Here is an 18,428-nt window from a genome sequence, read left to right on the forward strand (position 1 = left end):
AAAAGAGGCTTCCTAATTTTCGGAAGCCTCGATTCATAATTTTTACTGTACTTTCATAGCTAAATCTCCAGCTTTTGCCCAGCCTGCGCGAAGAATCACGAAATAAAGCGGAAGTGTAATCACAATTGGAAGGACCATACCTACTGCCACATAAATTAAGAATCCATGCAAGCCTTGTGTGGCCATAATGCTGATTGGTGCAATTAAAGAATTCAATCCTAATCCAGCCAATTCATACGTTGCCGTGAATCCGAATCCTAATGTTGCAATCGGGGCACAAATGACAGCTGCTACAAAAGGTGGAATGATTAACAACGGGTTTTTCACCAAATTAGGGAACTGTACTTTTGGTGTAATGATAGATTGTGCAAGAAATCCTCCTAAATCATTTTGACGTAGAGACATCGCTGTAAATCCAACAAATTGTACCGTACACCCGATTAACGCTGCCGCACTTGACACTGGATCCATTTGCAATGCAATTGCTAAAGCTGCTGATGATGCTGGAGTCATCAGCAGGATGCTCCATACTAACGAGATAACCATTGGCGCTACTAAAGGTGAGCCTTGAACCGATGAAGTGATTTGGGCACTAATCCATTCTAGCATTGGAGTTGTCACTGCCGCTAAACCTACTCCAGCAATTCCTCCAACTAAAATTGCTGCAGCTGGAATGGCCACCATATCTAAAATTGTTTTTCCGTTAATCCACTTCCCAACATATGTTGCCACTACTGCTGCTAATACTGCACTGATTGGCTGTCCGGAAACAAGCACCATTCCAGCATCTGTTGCATGCAGCGCATTTCCCCCAATTGTACTACAGACCATCGCACTAAAAATAACTAATGTGTTTCCACCTAACTGATAGGCAATTCCCGCTCCAAATGCCGGTGCTAACAATACCTTTGCTACTCCGCTTAAAACATCCCAGCCAAATGCTTTTCCGATCGATTCTAACAACAATCCCATTCCTAATGTTACAAGGACTGCATTTGACATTCCTGCTGAGGCTTTATACATTCGTTCCATAAAATATTCTTTGTTCTTCATCATTCTCTACTCCTCTATTTGAAAATAATTATTAGCTAGATAAAAACAAAAAAGCCTGTCCAATAATGGATAGGCACCTTCAAGTTTTACAAACTGTTTAGCGCCTTGTTTTTAAATAACAAAAACTGGACTAAACAATTCCCATTTTAATAAAGAGGGATTATTTAATCCTAAGAGCATAATATGAGTATAATATTCAGTGCTGTATTTGTTTTGATCTTCATGTCATGCTCCTCCTAAACCGTTTAATTAGTGTGTAGCTATAATATCACCAATATTCTGAATATGTAAATAATTTTTTTATTTCAGTTTTTATTAAAACGCTATCATAAAAATCAGAATGTAATCTTCCTCTTCCCTTTATATAAAAAGTGATTATTATTCAAGAAAAATAAAATCAATATGAAGGTTATATGTAAAATTTTTTTCACAATTGAACTTTTGTTAGAATATTTAACAAAAAAAAGAGTGGCGAGCCACTCTAAATAATTTCGGTATTCTTAGTCTCTTTTCCAAAAAACAGAACTACTGCTGCTCCGATTAATACAGCAATACAAAAAATAGTAAAAATAGCGGGAATCGAAACCTTTTGTGCTGTTAGGTAGGGAACTAATAACGGTCCTAAGATCCCGCCAACTCTTCCAATCGCAGCAGCCATTCCTGCTCCAGTTCCTCGGACCTTGGTCGAGTATTGTTCTGGTGTATAAGCATAAAGAGCTCCCCATGCACCTAAGTTAAAGAAGGATAAAAGAATCCCTGCAGTAAGCAGCATCGCTGTGCTTCCCGCTAACCCAAACATAAAGGCACTACCTGCTGTCCCAATTAAAAATAGAACGAGTACAAACTTTCTTCCTGCTTTTTCAATTAAATAGGCTGCCAAAGCATATCCTGGTAATTGTGCTAGTGTCATAATTAATACATATTCAAAGCTTTTTATCATACTAAAGCCTTGAGATACCATGACACTCGGAAGCCATAAAAACATTCCATAATAAGAAAAGACTACACAGAACCATAAAATCCATAAGGTTGCTGTTTGCTTCCGATTTTCCTTCGACCATACAGCTTGCAAGCTTTCCCTAATCGTTAGCTTTTTCTCTTTTTCTACTTTTAAAAATTTTGGTGAATCAGGTAGATGCAAACGTAAATATATAGCGTAAAATGCTGGGAGAACGCTTATTATAAGCGCGGCCTGCCACCCATATTTTGGAATAACAAAATAGGAGATTACTGCAGCGAGTAACCAGCCAAATGCCCAAAAGCTTTCAAGTAACACAACGACTCTGCCTCGTTTTTCCTTTGGAACACTTTCTGAAACAAGTGTGGATGCTACCGGCAGTTCCCCACCAAGTCCCATTCCAATGAAAAAACGTAGGATTAGAAAGATAGTTAAGGATGTAGTAAAGGCAGAGAGCCCGCTGCCAATAGAAAAGAGTAATAATGTAATCATAAATACATGTTTTCTTCCGATTCTATCTGCCATTAATCCAAAAACAAGTGCTCCGACAGCCATTCCAATCGAATTCATACTGCCAATCCAGCCCATTTCTTTTCCCGATAAACCCCAATCTGCTTGGAGAGCAGTAATAATAAATGAAAGCATTCCAACATCCATCGCATCAAACATCCATCCTAATCCTGCGATACCAAGAATCTTTCTTTGAGATATTTCCTTTTTCATTGTAATCCTCCCATTTTTCCCTTAGGTTCCCACTGATAGGTATAATTATAAAAACTAACTATTATAATAACACTTGTCATGACACTATTCATTACATTTCAAATAATTTTTTAGTTAAAAGGCAAAATACTTAGCATATGTTACGGTAAATAATGGGTTATTCCTATAAATAATTCCAAAAAAAGCGCTAATTACTACTATATTCAAGATTTTTGAAAAATTTCTAAAAAAAAATGCTCTCTTTCCCTTTACTTTCTTCCAAATAAGCATAAAATGATTGTTATGTTTTCTATTTTTAAAATGTAAAGGGGAGTTTTACCTGTTGAGTGTTTCAACAAATAAAATACAAAATCAGTCTCTTTTTAATATATCTTGGCCACTGTTTATTGAACTTGCTTTACACATGGGTATGGGAGTAACTGCTACCTTAATGCTAAGCCATTATTCTGACAGCGCAGCTGCAGGTGTAGGAGTTGCCAATCAGCTTCTTGGGATTTTTATTCTAGTCTTTAATGTAACGTCTATTGCTGCCATGATACTAATCGGGCAAAAACTTGGGGCTAATGAGCTTAATCTTGCTAGAAGGTTTGCACGCTCTGCGGTTGGTTTAAACTTCTGGTTCGGCATAATTATTGCAGCCCTCGTTGTTATCTTCGGTGAACATTTATTACAACTTTTCGATATTCGCGGTGAAGTATTAGAATATGGATTAATATTTGTTCGTATATGTGGTGCGTCCCTCTTCTTAGAATCTCTCTCACTTGCACTTAGTGCCATATTAAGAAGTCATGGCTTTACAAAAGAATCCATGATTGTTAGTGTTTTGATGAATGTAATTAGCGTATCCGGTTATGCCATTAGTATTCTTGGTGTTTTTGGTTTACCTATCACAGGTGTCATTGGTGTTTCATGGACTATCGTTATAGCTCGTACATTTGCTGTGCTTGTTTTGCTTTATCTTGTTTATAAAAGAATTGCTTTAACCTTTTCCGTTAAGGATTTCATCAAAGTCAATAAACAAGATATTCGAGATATGCTCTATATCGGCATTCCTTCTGCGGGAGAAAATTTATCGTATCAATTTTCACAGCTTATGATTACTGCAATGGTTGCTTCTCTAGGAGATGCCTCCTTAGCAGCCAGAGTATATATTAGTAATATTTCCATGATCTGCTATTTATTTACTTTAGCAATTGCTGAAGGTACTCAGCTTCTGGTTGCACGTTATATTGGCGGGAAGCAGTTTGACCGTGCATTGAAACGAGGCATTAAAACACTTAGACTTGCCATGATCGTTTCATTAGCGGCAGCCCTTGTAATGGCATTAATCGGCCAGCCAATATTAGAGCTATTTACAGATAACTATGAAATTATTGCTATCGGGCTACCTATTCTCTGGGCAGTGGTCTTTACAGAACCAGGAAGAGCGATGAATATTGTCTTAATGAGTTCCTTAAAATCCTCCGGTGATGTTCGCTTCCCTGTCATTATTGGTATTATCTCCATGTGGGGAATTGCCGTTACGCTGAGCTATGCTCTAGGAATTACATTAGGATTGGGACTTCTTGGTATCTGGTTGGCTCAAGGGATAGATGAATGGTTTAGAGGAATATTTGCCTTCAGACGCTGGAAGTCAAAACCTTGGGAACGAGTGAAAGTTAATCGTTCGATTTCGGAAAGGTCTATGTAAAAGAGTGTTTTTACATAGACCTTTTTTTGGGTTTGGCTGATAAATTGTATTTTTCGCGAATTTTCTCTTCTTTTTCGCGAATTTCTCAAGTGTTTTCGCGAATACTTCCCCTCTTTTCGCGAATACCCTCCCCAATAATGTTCATATTATCCCCTTCTCCTACTTTTTCCCTAATTATTGAATTAATTATTGAAAAGCGCTTTCATTCCATTTATAATATCACTAAACCGGTTTACTAAATCGTTTTATGAAAGGTGAGATATAAATGTCTGCTATATATATCCCTTTGAACTCCTTTTTTGACGAAAAAATTGCAACGAAAGATTTACTTCAAGCCATTTCAATCATTGCAAAATCAAAAGCCTCCGGAATTGAAATTAGGAGAGAATTATTACATGAAGAGGAATTGCTAACAACCTTACAGCTTATACAGCCTATTCTCCAGCATTCTAACTTATTTACCGTTTACTCTGCTCCCATTCCAGTTTGGAACAATGCGGGTGCTGTAAACGAGCAAGCACTTCATACTATCTTGGAGGAGAGCAGGATTCTCTCAGCAAAATGGGTTAAGCTCCCCCTGGGACATTATTTGGAGAACAAATCAGAGCTGCACTCCTTATGGAACATCATCCAGAACTACCCTTCTCTTTCCTTATTAGTGGAAAATGATCAAACAATGGAAGGGGGAAAAATCCAGCCGTTAGCATCCTTTTTTGAAAACGCTTCTAATTTGGAGATGCCAATCAAAATGACATTTGATATAGGCAACTGGATAATTCAGGAGGAAGATGCATTGACAGCATTTCAAATTTTCCAACCATATATTTTTTATTTTCATTTAAAACATGTATTTAAACAAGGCAAGCATTTTTTTACCGATCCCTTACCACTTGATCCAAATGCATTTTGGCGAAAAATGGATTATTTGATTCCGGCTGCCATTCCGAGAGCATTGGAGTTTTCCTTGGAGAGATCAAGCTTGGAGATTAATAAATTTATAGAGATTGTCCATGCAAATCAAGGGAGGGAAAAATCACATGCACTCAATTGATGTCATTACATTTGGCGAGGCCATGGCAATGTTTATAGCCGACTCTTGCGGCCCACTACATGAGGTACAGCATTTTACAATGGAACTGGCAGGTGCGGAAACAAATGTAGCAATCGGCTTAGCTAAATTAGGATATAAAGCTAGCTTTGTAAGTAAAGTTGGTGCTGATGCCTTTGGAAAATTTATAACGGAAAACCTCCAAAAGAATCGAGTTCATATAGAACAAATCATGACAGATGCATATTTCCCAACTGGATTTCAATTAAAGTCACGGGTAACCAAAGGTGATCCAGAAGTCCAATATTTCCGAAAAGGCTCTGCTGCAAGCCATCTAGCTATCGCGGACTTTGATGAAGATTATTTTCAGAAAGCAAAGCATCTGCATATGACTGGGATTCCATTAGCACTTTCCTTGGAAACTAGAGATTTTGCTCAGCATGCTTTATCGTTTTTTAAAAGGGAGCGTAAAAAGGTTTCTTTTGATCCAAATTTAAGGCCAAATCTTTGGAATTCAGAAAAGGAAATGGTAGATACCATCAATTTCTTCGCAAAACAAGCGAACTATGTATTACCAGGATTAGAGGAAGGCATCAAACTAACGGGCTATCAAACACCTGCTGATATTGGTTCCTATTATTTAGACGCTGGCGTGGAATTAGTTATCATCAAACTTGGCGCGCAAGGTGCCTATTATAAATCCCCTACAGAAGAAGGAACCATCTATGGCTATCCTGTAGCAAAGGTGATTGATACAGTTGGTGCAGGGGACGGTTTTGCTGTTGGAGTAATAAGTGGGTTCTTAGAGGGTCTTACTGTAGAGGAATCCGTGCAGCGAGGAAATGCAATTGGTGCATTAGCTGTACAATCGCTTGGTGACAATACTGGCTATCCGGATAAACAAGAACTTAGGCATTTTATAAACAATCAATCTCAAAGGAGTGTACGTATATGAATACCCTTTCTAAAAAAAGATGGATTCGTCTTATCCCGATTGTTTTTATTACTTATAGCTTAGCTTATTTAGACAGAGCAAATTATAGTTTTGGAGCTGCTGGCGGCTTGGCAGAGGATTTAAATATTACTGCGGCTACCTCTTCTCTGCTTGGCGCGTTATTCTTTTTAGGATATTTCTTCTTTCAAATTCCAGGAGCTCATTACGCAGAGAATAAGAGCGCAAAAAAACTAATATTTTGGTCATTAATCCTTTGGGGTTTCTTAGCAACAGCCACTGGCCTCATTTCCAATGTGAACATATTATTCGTTATACGCTTTAGCTTAGGGGTAGTAGAAAGTGCTGTTATGCCTGCGATGCTAGTATTTCTAAGTCATTGGTTTACAAAGGCAGAGCGTTCTCGCGCAAATACCTTCCTCATTCTAGGAAATCCGGCAACCGTTTTATGGATGAGTATTGTATCTGGTTATATTCTTGAATCTCTCGGTTGGAGATGGATGTTTATATTAGAAGGTTTACCTGCCGTTATCTGGGCATTTTTATGGTGGAAACTAGTCAATGATCATCCGAAAGATGCAAAATGGCTTAACAGCGACGAAAAGGCTGCCATTCATCAAGCTTTGTTAGAAGAACAAAAAGAACTTAAACCAGTTAAGGACTATCGTGAAGCATTTAAGTCAAAGACTGTTATCCTGCTTAGTCTTCAATATGCACTTTGGAGTATTGGCGTATATGGTTTTGTGATGTGGCTTCCTACTATTATTAATTCAGCCCCAAATGCAAGTATTGTAACAACGGGCTGGCTTGCATCAATTCCTTATGTACTAGCATGTGTGTTAATGTTAGCGGTTTCTTATTTCTCAGATAAATATCAAAATCGCAAACTTTTTGTCTATCCATTTCTCTTAATTGGAGCAATTTGCTTCTATGGCTCCTATTTAATTGGCACAAGTAATTTCTGGTTATCCTTTATTCTCCTTTCTATTGCTGGAGGAGCAATGTATGCACCTTATGGCCCTTTCTTTGCGATTATTCCAGAAATCCTTCCTAGAAACGTCTCTGGCGGGGCAATGGCATTAATCAATAGTATGGGAGCATTAGGTTCTTTCGCTGGAGCCTATATCGTTGGCTATTTAAATGATTTAACTGGTGGTTTTGGAGCTTCTTATAATTTCATGGCAATATCCTTATTATTGTCAGCTATTTTAACAATTATTGCTACAAAAAAGGAAAAGAAGGTAATAGAAAAATTAGCACAGCAACCATTGCATGACTAATTTTTAAGCGTTTTCCTCTTTCGCTTTCTTGTAACGGTAGATTGTTTTATACTAAAAAAGAATCTATTAATGTAGCGAGAGAGGAAAACAAATGGCGAAAGTAACCATGGCGGATGTAGCGAAATATGCAGGTGTCTCTAAAAGCACCGTTTCACAATATATCAACAAGCGTTATGAATATATGGGAGAAGACACAAGGAAAAAAATCAAAAGTGCCATTGAACAACTAGGGTATCATCCCAATTATATTGCACGGAGCCTAAAACAAAAGAAAACTTCTATGATTGGAATTATTGTTGCTGATATTGTCCATCGATTTTCGACAGAAATCTGCCGTTCTATTGAAGATTACTGTTTCGAACATGATTATCAGGCAATCATTTGCAACGCTGATAACAATCCCAAAAAGGAACGAACATATATAGAAACATTGCGTGCCAAACAGGTAGATGGTCTGATTATTTTTCCAACAGGGCAAAACACCGATATTTATGCCAAAATGATAGAGGAAGATTATCCCGTTGTCTTTATGGATCGAGATATTCCGGAAATAGATGCTCCTTTTATTCTATCCACAAATGTAGAATCAAGCTATCACGCAATTAAATTATTTTTGGAAAATGGGCACAGGAATATAGCTATTTTGACACAGCCATTAACTATTTCGACAAGAAAAGAACGAATTGAAGGCTATAAGAAAGCTTTGCTAGAAAACTCTATAGACATTTGCGAAGACAATATTATTAGCTCAGAAATAGAAAATGTGAAGAATGAATTACATCACCTATTTCAAAAAAAGAACCCACCTACTGCTATTCTAGCAGGTAATGATTTAGTGTTCTTAGAGACTTTAGCATTTTTACAGGAAAAGAAACTACGTATTCCTGAAGATGTATCCCTAATTGTTTTTGATAATTTTCCTTTTGCACATCTTTCTAATCCTCCAATGACTATGATTGCACAGCCTGCATTTGAAATGGGAAAAAAGGCTACGGAAATATTATTAAAACAAGTTAACAAGGAATATTTTAAAGTAGAAAAAATTATTTATCCTTGTGAATTAATTGTTAGACAATCCTCAATAAAGAAAATATAAAAGATCTATCTGAGAAGCGTTCCTTCTAAACTTATTGAGATGAGCAGAATAACGCTTCTATACATCTATTAAAAATTTTTACCGTTTAAATAAACCGGTTTAGTATTGAAAGAAAGGACGGTTGACAATGATTATTCAATTAGCTTTGGACCGATTAACTATTTCTGAAGCAATTCGTATAGCCCAGTTAGTAGAAGCTGATATTGACTGGATTGAAGTTGGGACCTCTCTAATCAAGGAATTTGGAATAGACAGCGTCCGCCAAATGAGAAAAGCATTTCCTCATAAAAAAATCCTTGCTGACACGAAAACAATGGATAATGCGAAATATGAAGCAGAGATTAGCTTTGCTGCCGGGGCAGATATTATCACAGTTATGGGAACAGCCCCAAAAGTAACCATTGAGACATGTATGGAAGTAGCGAAAAAGAAGCAAAAAAAAGTAATGATTGATTTATTAAACACGTCCAGAGAACAAATGATATCACTTGCCACGATTAAGGATGCTATTTTTTGCTACCATATAAGTAAGGATGAGCAAGAATTAAATGGGAAAAGCGAATGGGAAACCGGCACTTTCTGCCTAACCCCAATTGCAGCGGCAGGCGGAATTACTATCGATTCTATCCCACAGCTTCAAAAAAGCGGCATCGATATAGCCATTATTGGCTCCGCTATTACGAAGGCTGCCGATCCAGCAAAGGTAGCAAGACAATTTAATCAGGAGGTATTATCCAATGAGTAAGCTTACAGCTATTCAACAGGAAATTCAAGTCGTTTTGTCACAAGTCAATGAGAACTTATTAATTGATACAGCCGCATTAATTAGAGAAAAAAGAAGAATTTTTGTCGTGGGAGAAGGACGATCTGGGCTCATGGCCAAATCCTTTGCCATGAGATTAATGCATTTAGGAGCAACGGTTTATGTAGTGGGAGAGACCATTACTCCTGCTCTTTCTTCTGAAGATATATTAGTCGCTATTTCTGGTTCTGGGAAAACAAAGTCTGTTATTTGGACGGCTGAAACGGCTCATAAACTAGGGTGCACTGTGTTAGTCTTAACTACTGATCCCAGCTCTCCACTTGTGGAAGAAGCAACCCATACAATCTGCATTCCGGCAAGCACCAAATATCGGCAGGCAAATGAGATGAAGTCTATCCAGCCCTTAGGCTCATTATTTGATCAGTGTGCGCATATTGTCTTTGATACCATTTGTCTAAATTTTGCTGAGCTAAACGAGATTGGATTTGAGGAAGCCTTTAAGAGACACAGCAATATGGAATAATGGCTTGATAAATACCCGTAGAAGCGAGTGACTGTGTGTACGTGCTCCTTAGCGGGTATTTTTTATTGTGCCTCTTTTAAAGAGCATATCGGCTGTTTTTTATCATAAAAGAACAATCCTCTTATTATCACTGCTATTGTTTGCCCTCGCCAAAACACGAATTGACAATTGCTAAAAATGGTTAAATCACTCTACTCTTCTAGAATGGTCGATTCACGAACAATGAGCTTCGGCTCAAAAATATGTTTCCCTTGATTTTTGTTTCGTTCATTAATTTTTTTTAGGAGCATGCGTGCACAAGCCTCTCCCATTTCCATTAAGGGCTGCTTAATTGTGGTAATTTTCGGTGATGAGATTCTATCTAGAAAGACGCCATCAAACCCAGTTACTGCGTAGTCTTCTGGCACACTTTTCCCTGCCTTCTGGATTGCTCGAATAACCCCTGTTGCAATGCGGTCAGAAGCGCAAACAAATCCAAATTTACCATCATTCTTTGATAGGAATTCAGAAACCTTTGCCTCTGCTGCTCTTGAACTATTTGCTACTCTTATAATTTTTCCTTCTATAGCATTCTCAGAAATTGCATCTACGTACCCTGCCTCACGAAGCTGCCCAAAAGGCTCTTTCTCATCAATTCCGATAAAAATTAGCTGCTTATATCCTAGGTCTAAAATATGTTTAGTCGTAACGTATGTCCCTTTTTTGTTATCCACATCGACAAAATCAAATCCATGCAAATTCTCTCCAAATAATACAACCGGAATTGTTAATTTTTCAATAAAAGCATAGTCAGATTCACGCATACCCGTAACAATGATGCCATCACACTTTCCTATATTAAGCGATGTCCTTGTTACTAGCTGTAAGGAATAATGGTTCTTATCCAGCTCCCTGCTCATCCCCGTTAATAAATTCATATAATAAGGTTCAACCGTATCCATTTCTTCTAAAATCAGTAATTTAATCACTTGTGTTCGATTATTAACCAATGCTCTTGCCGCATAATTAGGAACATAATTTAATTCTTCCATTGCTTTATATACAAGCTGTTTTAATTCATCTGTTACCTGCTCGGGATGATTTAACACTCTTGAAACAGTCATCTTTGAGACATTTGCTTTTTTTGCCACATCTGAAAGTGTTGCCAATGGAACTCCCCCAGTATAAATTTAAATTTCTCTATCCATTAGATTATTAATTATTGAAAGCGATTTATTATACTACTTCATTTATTCTACAACAAATAATTATTCACTATTATATTTAAACTAAACTTTTTTATAAATATGCTTGATAAATAACGAAAATGGGTTGATAATAGAGGGGTGCAAACGTTTTCCTTTTATCTTTTTATATTATAATTGTTTTTTGCTAGATACTCAACTATTTAATAATGCAAACGATTGCGTAGAAAGGGAGATTTTATGTTAAAAGAAGCGATTTACCATCGGCCTGGCAATAATTTTTCTTATATTTATAAAGAAGATATGGTCCACATCCGTCTGCAGACGAAAAAAGCAGAAATGGAGTCTGTTCAGCTTATTTTTGGTGACCCTTACATTTTTGTGAATCAAGCTTGGCAATACGAAAAAGCTCCCATGAAAAAAAGTGGCAGCACAGAACTTTATGATTATTGGTTTATTGAAATAAAGCCTGAGTATCGACGTTTACGCTATGGATTTGAGTTATCTTCTAAAGGCGAGACACTCATCTATACAGAAAAAGGATTTTACCAAGCAATTCCAACAGATGATACTGCCTATTATTTTTGTATTCCTTTTGTGCATAAAGAGGATTCTTTTTATGCTCCCGACTGGGTAAGAGATACGGTTTGGTATCAAATTTTCCCAGAACGCTTTGCTAACGGGGATCCTATGCTTAATCCTGCTGATACACTCGAATGGGGAAGTACAGAGCCAACCCCTACCAACTTTTTTGGCGGCGATTTTCAAGGTGTTATCAATCATGTAGACTATTTAGTCGATTTAGGCGTTAATGGTGTTTATTTCACTCCAATATTTAAAGCTTACTCTAATCATAAATACGATACAATTGACTATATGGAAATCGATCCCCAGTTTGGCGATAAACAGACGTTTCAAAAAATGGTAGATGTTCTTCATGATCATGGGATTCGAGTTATGTTAGATGCTGTTTTTAATCACAGTGGTTATTTCTTCCCTCAATGGCAAGATGTCATGGAGAAGGGGGAGGAATCTATCTATAAAGATTGGTTCCATATTCGTGAATTCCCGATTCAAACAGCACCAATTCCAAACTATGATACTTTTGCCTTTACCCCGTTTATGCCAAAGCTAAACACAAGCCATCCAGAAGTAAAAGAATATTTATTAGAAGTTGGCCGATATTGGGTAAGAGAATTTGGCATCGATGGCTGGAGACTGGACGTTGCCAATGAAGTAGATCATCCATTTTGGAGAGATTTCCGCACAGAAGTGAAAGCATTGAAGCCCGATGTGTATATTCTTGGAGAAATATGGCATGACTCTATGCCTTGGCTGCAGGGAGACCAGTTTGATGCTGTCATGAATTATCCGTTCACAACAGGTGCTGTAAATTTCTTTGCGAAGGATTCGATTACTTCGACAGAGTTCAAACATACGATTACCAATGTCCTTCATATGTATCCAAGTAGTGTTAATGAAGTATCTTTTAATCTATTAGATAGTCATGATACGCCTCGTATTTTGACACTTGCAAATAATCGAAAGGATAGAGTGAAACTACTTTATTTATTCCTTTTATCTTTCACAGGAACACCTTGTATCTACTACGGCGATGAAATAGGAATGGATGGTACACAGGATCCAGGCTGCAGAAAGTGTATGGTGTGGGAAAAAGAAAAGCAAGATCTTGACTTATTTGCCCATATTCAAAAATTGATTTCACTTCGTAAAAACCATCCGGCATTTGGTAACAAAGGATCATTTATTTTCGTAGATTCAAATAATAATAATATTACAATGTACCAAAAAACATACAAAGAGGAACATATTATTTTCTCTATTAATAACACAGATCAAGAACAAACTTTCACGATTCCTGTTGAAAATATCGATAATAAAAATGTTCAAGATCTCTATCATGATAAAGAGATTATTTGGAATCTAGAAAAAGAATTAACATTGTCTCCAGGTGCATTTTCCATTTTACAATTCAAGGTAAAAAGCTAACACCAGCCTTCTTTTAAAAAGCGCATTCCTCCTGTGCTATGCAAGGGAATACGCTTTTTGTTATTGTTATTAACTTGGCTGGGGCTTATATGCGTTGAATATCATTTTTTCTGGCTTTTATCGCTCACATGAACGCCATTTTTTTCGGCTACCCCTCTTTTTCTGGCTTTCATCTCTCTTAGAATGCTACTTTTACTCCCTCTCCCCAAAACAGTACTTTCCCCAGCCAAATAAAAAAGAACAGAGCGCACCACACACTCCATTCTCTTGCCACTCTATTATTCCCCTAACTTTTCCTTTAAGCGTTCAAGGGTTATTTCTGCTGTACTTCCGACTTGCCAATCTGCTAATTTCATGCGGTCAGGGGTGCCAACACCAACTGCAAACATATTTGCTCCCTTTATTGCTTGAATGCCAGCTTCCGCGTCTTCCACTCCCACACATTCACGCACTTGTAACTGCAGCTGCTCTGCTGCTTTTACAAAGATTTCTGGATCAGGCTTCCCTTTTTTTAATTTTCCGGGATCAACGATGGTATCAAAAAAGTTTGTTACTTCTAAACGATCTAATATCACTGGACCATTTTTGCTTGCAGAAGCAAGGCCAAGTTGTAAACCAGCTTCTTTGCATTCTACCAAGAAGTCTTTTATCCCAGGCAATAAATCATTCGGGGTAATTTCTTTAATTAGCTCTTGATAATAGGTATTTTTATCATGTGCCAGCTCTTCCACTTGCGCGTCGGAAAATTGCCCGCGAATTCCCCCATGATCTAGTATTTTATATAAAGAGTCCATGCGGCTAACACCTTTTAATTCTTCATTAAACTCACGATCAAAAGGAACAGCAATGGCCTCAGCTGTTTTCTTCCACGCTAAATAATGATATTCTGCAGTGTCTGTAATAACTCCGTCTAAATCAAAGATAATTCCTTTTAACATATTCACGTCCTCCTATGAAAAAGGAGCCGCGCTTCCTTTATTCTAGCGCCTTTCTCTAGCAATAGAATAACAATCAATCAACGGCTCCCTTCTGCTAACTAGCTACTTCTTTCCAACAAACTCTTTTTCTAATAAAATATCTTTTCCATATAACTGAATCTTTAACGCATTCCCAGACAGAAGCTCTAATTTCACTTCCTCTGAAGTCGTCGTGACTCGAATTAATCGATTTCGATAATTGATTGTAAAGGTGTAGCTATTCCATCCTTTAGGAACAAACGGTGCAAAGGAAAGAATTCCTGTTGCTGTGCGCATTCCAGCAAAACCGTGGACAATAGCCAGCCAGCTTCCTGACATACTAGTTATATGCAATCCATCTTCTGTATCGTTATTATAATTATCAAGATCTAATCTTGCCGTGCGCTGATACATCTCATATGCCTTTTCCTCCAGCCCGATTTCTGCTGCTAAAATAGAATGAACACAAGGGGAAAGACTTGATTCATGTACAGTCATTGGCTCATAAAAATCAAAGTTGCGCTTTTTCTCTTCTAAGCTAAATTCATGATTTAAGAAGTACATCCCTTGTAAAACATCGGCCTGCTTAATAAAACAAGAACGCAAAATTTTATCCCAAGACCAATTTTGATTAAGTGGTCTCTCTTCTTTTAAGAGGGTATCTACAGTCTGTAAATCCTTATCAAGGAATGTATCGTGCTGAACAAAGATTCCCAATTCTTCATCTACTGGGAAATACATCTTGTCAATGATTTCTTGCCATTTTGCTAATTCACTTTTGCCAATATTTAAATCTGTTTTTCTTTTTGAAGTTGTTTTATCAAGTAATTCTAAAGTATATCTTAATGTCCACGTCGCAATCTTATTCGTATACCAATTGTTATTTACGTTATTCTCATATTCATTTGGTCCTGTTACTCCATGTATCATGTATTGATCATTTTTTTTCGAATAATGTACGCGATCTGCCCAAAAGCGGCTGATTCCGACTAATACATCTAATCCTTCATTTAATGCATAGGTTTCGTCACCTGTGTACGTTGTGTAATTAAAAATAGCATGGGCAATGGCACCGTTACGATGAATTTCTTCAAAGGTAATCTCCCATTCATTATGGCACTCTACCCCAGTGAAAGTTACCATTGGGTATAATGCACCTTTCAGTCCCTGCTGTTTGGCATTATGCTCCGCACCTGGCAGCTGTTGGCGGCGATAACGTAATAGCTGCTCTGTTACTTTAGGCTCTGCGACAGCCAAATACATTGGTACGATATATGCTTCTGTATCCCAGTAGGTTGCTCCCCCATATTTTTCTCCTGTAAAACCTTTTGGCCCTACATTGAGACGCGCATCGTCCCCATAGTACGTAGAGAATAATTGAAAAATATTGAATCGGATTCCTTGCTGCGCTTCTTCATCCCCATCAATTTGAACATCCGCCTTTTCCCAGCGGGCTGCCCAGGCAGCAATATGTTCTTCTTTTAAGGAATCATATCCTTTTTCTCTCGCTTGTTTTGCTAACAGATTAGAAACAGCCCCTAATCTTTCTTCTTCCCAATCACGAGAGGTCGAAACTGCTACATACTTCTGGAGGTGGAGTGTATCCCCTTGTTTAAGCTTATTGTTATATGCATTGGCAACATACATCGGCTTTTCATTGTAAGAAGTCACTTCTAAGTGATTTATGGTATTTGACATCGAAGCAGATACTGCAAATCTTGGTGTTCCAAAAGGATTATCAACCGTTTTCATTATTAGATTGGCAGCATTAGCTTCTACTTTTCTGCCAGTCTCTTCCCAGAATTTCTCTTCATAGTTGGAATCTTCATTAGTCACATCACCATCTAAATATGGAACTAATTCAATCTTATGCGCTCCTGTTAGCGCTGTTACCTTTATATCTATTGCACAAACTTCTTTTGCAACAATACTTAAAAAGCGCTCAAACTTAAACTGGATTTGACTTTCTCCTTTGTGGAGGATGAAGCTTCTTCTTAAAATGCCTTCCTTCATATCTAGCTCTAGGTGAAAATCAGTAATGTTTTCCTTATACAAATCTACTTTGGTACCGTCTACATAAATATCTACACCAATGAAGTTCAGCGCATTGATCACTTTACCAAAATATTGAGGATAGCCATTTTTCCACCAGCCAACTCTTGTTTTATCAGGAAACCATACGCCTGCAATATACGTACCTTGATGAAAATCCCCAGAGTAGCCTTCTTCAAAGTTTCCCCGCATCCCCATATAACCATTTCCAATGGAGGTTAGGCTTTCCTGCAGTCGCTTTTCTTTTTTTTCCAACTTATTTGATATTAGCTTCCAGCTGTTTATTTCGAAAAGACGCTTATTTGTCATAATCTTCTCTCCCTATGCTTTATCTGAGTCTACCTTTAATCTTTTTTCTTTAAAACCTGTTCTAAAAAATGCAAATGCAATCATTAATACCGTTCCAAGTCCTTGTATCATGATGAAGGTTGCAACATCAAATTGAATAAATCCATAGATTACAGCTAATATGGTTGGCAGTCCTGCTGCATTAAGGACGATGGTTGCTGCCTCTTTAAAGGTTCTTATATCGGTAATATTGGATTTCTTTGTCAGCCATAATACGAATGACATAAATAGAAATTGCACTACATTCATCGCTGTATAAACACCAGCCAGTAATAGTAACAGGATTGGCAGAAGGAAGGCTTTGTTCTGCACATACCATAATGTTCCGATATATTGCAGGACATCTTCCTTGTTTTCTATTTTGAAAGGATATTTCTCCTCATTCATTGGGTAGTACAATTGAAACCCAAACCCATTTTCTTCGGCAACTACAGCATAGTCCTCTTTAAAAACAATGGCGTTTGCATATCCTTTTATACCAATTGTCTGGTCTTCTCCAGTCAGCTGATATTTATTATCTTTATCAATCGCAATCACATTTCCGCCTGTCTCTTCTGTATATTGACTGTCTATTCCCACTAACTTGCCGTTCTTAACTTGTTTAGAAGACAATGAATCGGCAAAGTCATCTGTGATTAATTCAGCTGTTTTTGGAAACAAAAACTCAAATGGGAAGTTTGTTAGTTTTGCCATTTGAATAGAGGTTGGCATCATCATGCAGGCAATTAAGAAAATAAAAAGGAAAATCATTTTCGGCCATGTTAATAGATTCTTACCCTTAAATACATTTGTCGGTGTAATAATAGACTTAAAATATTGCATCAAAAATGGTTCCGACTTCTTCATTGTAATCCCACTCTCTTACTTAAAATTCTTCGTTGTTTTCTTTCTATCCTAAAGACGCCCGCCCCACTAATAGCAGACGTCTCTATCATTTCTTCTCTTGGTCATTGATTAGCCTTTTGATCCACCGCTAGTTAAACCAGATACAAAGTTCTTTTGCAGGAAGAAGAATAAGACAACAATTGGTAATGCTGCGAGAACCGCCCCTGCCGCAAATAGCGCTACCTTTTGTTCACGCGGGTTGGAAATTAATGTTTGTAACCCAACCGCCAATGTTAATAATTCGTTGGAGCGTAATAAAAACTTAGATAATAAGAAATCATTAAATGGTGTCATAAATGCCCATAAAGCTTGAACAGCAAGCATTGGGCGCACCAGTGGTAAATTAATTTGTACAAAGATTCTTAAATGACCTGCTCCATCAATTCTTGCACTTTCGTCAAATTCACGCGGAATGGTATCAAAATACCCTTTCATTAACCATACGTTCATCGGAATACCACCACCGATATAGATTAATGATAGCAGCCAATAAGAATCAATTGCTCCAAGTACTGTCGCTAGTACGTAATAAGCCGTTAATGCTGCCATTGTCGGAACCATTTGAATAACGAGGAAGAAAATTAAGCTATATTTTCTTCCAACAAAGCGATAGCGGCTGAATACATATCCAGAAAGAGTTACCAATGTTACTTGCACAACCATTACTGCAACCGCAATAATAATCGTATTTTTATACCAGCTTAAATAATTCGTTTCGCTAAAAAGTCTTTGGAAATTATCAAGTCCCCAGTTTGCATTCAATTTCAAAGTAAATGCCGCCATATTAGTAGCTTGAAAGGCACTTGATGCCGTTACTAATAATGGGTAAATGATTACTATTGATAGGATTCCAAGAAAACCGTACGTTAATATTCTATTGATAAGTCGCGATGCTTTCATGCTCATC

Annotated in this window: 15 protein-coding genes; 8 read left to right on the plus strand and 7 right to left on the minus strand. The window is 37.4% G+C overall.

Annotated elements, in window-relative coordinates; all coding sequences use genetic code 11:
• Positions 1 to 42 precede the first annotated feature (42 nt).
• Both BCI01S_RS04895 and BCI01S_RS04900 read right to left on the minus strand, forming a co-directional pair.
• Positions 43 to 1,053 carry a PTS sugar transporter subunit IIC gene (locus BCI01S_RS04895; protein ID WP_061796952.1) on the minus strand — a complete coding sequence of 337 codons (1,011 nt, stop codon included), beginning with the start codon at positions 1,051 to 1,053 and terminating at the stop codon, positions 43 to 45.
• A gap of 481 nt (positions 1,054 to 1,534) precedes the next feature.
• Positions 1,535 to 2,734 (minus strand): MFS transporter, encoded by a 1,200-nt coding sequence (locus tag BCI01S_RS04900; RefSeq protein WP_047940851.1) that lies wholly within the window; start codon positions 2,732 to 2,734, stop codon positions 1,535 to 1,537.
• 322 nt (positions 2,735 to 3,056) lie between these two features.
• On the opposite strand from BCI01S_RS04900, the gene BCI01S_RS04905 reads away from it, so the two are divergent.
• From BCI01S_RS04905 to hxlB, 7 genes are all read left to right on the plus strand, one after another.
• Positions 3,057 to 4,424 (plus strand): MATE family efflux transporter, encoded by a 1,368-nt coding sequence (locus BCI01S_RS04905; protein ID WP_047940852.1) that lies wholly within the window; start codon positions 3,057 to 3,059, stop codon positions 4,422 to 4,424.
• A 265-nt stretch (positions 4,425 to 4,689) separates the two neighbouring features.
• A complete protein-coding gene (locus BCI01S_RS04910) occupies positions 4,690 to 5,475 on the plus strand; it encodes a hypothetical protein (protein ID WP_053215589.1) in 786 nt (261 codons plus the stop codon).
• Complete coding sequence (locus tag BCI01S_RS04915; RefSeq protein WP_061796953.1) at positions 5,462 to 6,427, plus strand: sugar kinase; 966 nt, start codon at positions 5,462 to 5,464, stop codon at positions 6,425 to 6,427. The genes BCI01S_RS04910 and BCI01S_RS04915 overlap by 14 nt, the downstream gene beginning before the upstream one ends.
• Positions 6,424 to 7,704, plus strand: coding sequence for an MFS transporter (locus BCI01S_RS04920; RefSeq protein ID WP_047940854.1), 1,281 nt, complete (start codon positions 6,424 to 6,426; stop codon positions 7,702 to 7,704). The genes BCI01S_RS04915 and BCI01S_RS04920 overlap by 4 nt, the downstream gene beginning before the upstream one ends.
• Before the next feature lie 91 nt (positions 7,705 to 7,795).
• Entirely contained in the window at positions 7,796 to 8,800 is a 1,005-nt protein-coding gene (locus tag BCI01S_RS04925; RefSeq protein ID WP_047940855.1) for a LacI family DNA-binding transcriptional regulator, read from the plus strand.
• A 127-nt stretch (positions 8,801 to 8,927) separates the two neighbouring features.
• Positions 8,928 to 9,545 carry a 3-hexulose-6-phosphate synthase gene (gene hxlA, locus BCI01S_RS04930; protein ID WP_047940856.1) on the plus strand — a complete coding sequence of 206 codons (618 nt, stop codon included), beginning with the start codon at positions 8,928 to 8,930 and terminating at the stop codon, positions 9,543 to 9,545.
• A complete protein-coding gene (gene hxlB / locus BCI01S_RS04935; protein ID WP_047940857.1) occupies positions 9,538 to 10,086 on the plus strand; it encodes a 6-phospho-3-hexuloisomerase in 549 nt (182 codons plus the stop codon). The genes hxlA and hxlB overlap by 8 nt, the downstream gene beginning before the upstream one ends.
• 191 nt (positions 10,087 to 10,277) lie before the next feature.
• Here the strand turns inward: hxlB and BCI01S_RS04940 are convergent, their stop codons facing one another.
• Positions 10,278 to 11,234 carry a LacI family DNA-binding transcriptional regulator gene (locus BCI01S_RS04940; protein WP_047940858.1) on the minus strand — a complete coding sequence of 319 codons (957 nt, stop codon included), beginning with the start codon at positions 11,232 to 11,234 and terminating at the stop codon, positions 10,278 to 10,280.
• Between the two features lie 276 nt (positions 11,235 to 11,510).
• Between BCI01S_RS04940 and BCI01S_RS04945 the strand changes: the two genes are divergently transcribed.
• Positions 11,511 to 13,280: a glycoside hydrolase family 13 protein gene (locus tag BCI01S_RS04945; protein ID WP_061796955.1), complete on the plus strand. Its 1,770-nt coding sequence runs from the start codon at positions 11,511 to 11,513 to the stop codon at positions 13,278 to 13,280.
• A 278-nt stretch (positions 13,281 to 13,558) separates the two neighbouring features.
• Here the strand turns inward: BCI01S_RS04945 and pgmB are convergent, their stop codons facing one another.
• From pgmB to BCI01S_RS04965, 4 genes are all read right to left on the minus strand, one after another.
• Entirely contained in the window at positions 13,559 to 14,218 is a 660-nt protein-coding gene (gene pgmB / locus BCI01S_RS04950) for a beta-phosphoglucomutase (RefSeq protein ID WP_047940860.1), read from the minus strand.
• Between the two features lie 102 nt (positions 14,219 to 14,320).
• Positions 14,321 to 16,597, minus strand: a complete 2,277-nt coding sequence (locus BCI01S_RS04955) for a glycoside hydrolase family 65 protein (protein WP_061796957.1) — start codon at positions 16,595 to 16,597, stop codon at positions 14,321 to 14,323.
• 12 nt (positions 16,598 to 16,609) lie between these two features.
• Complete coding sequence (locus BCI01S_RS04960; protein WP_061796958.1) at positions 16,610 to 17,482, minus strand: DUF1189 family protein; 873 nt, start codon at positions 17,480 to 17,482, stop codon at positions 16,610 to 16,612.
• A 108-nt stretch (positions 17,483 to 17,590) separates the two neighbouring features.
• Entirely contained in the window at positions 17,591 to 18,427 is an 837-nt protein-coding gene (locus BCI01S_RS04965; RefSeq protein ID WP_061796960.1) for a sugar ABC transporter permease, read from the minus strand.
• Position 18,428 lies beyond the last annotated feature (1 nt).

It is taken from the genome of Niallia circulans NBRC 13626 (assembly GCF_001591585.1).
GTDB lineage: Bacteria > Bacillota > Bacilli > Bacillales > Cytobacillaceae > Niallia > Niallia circulans.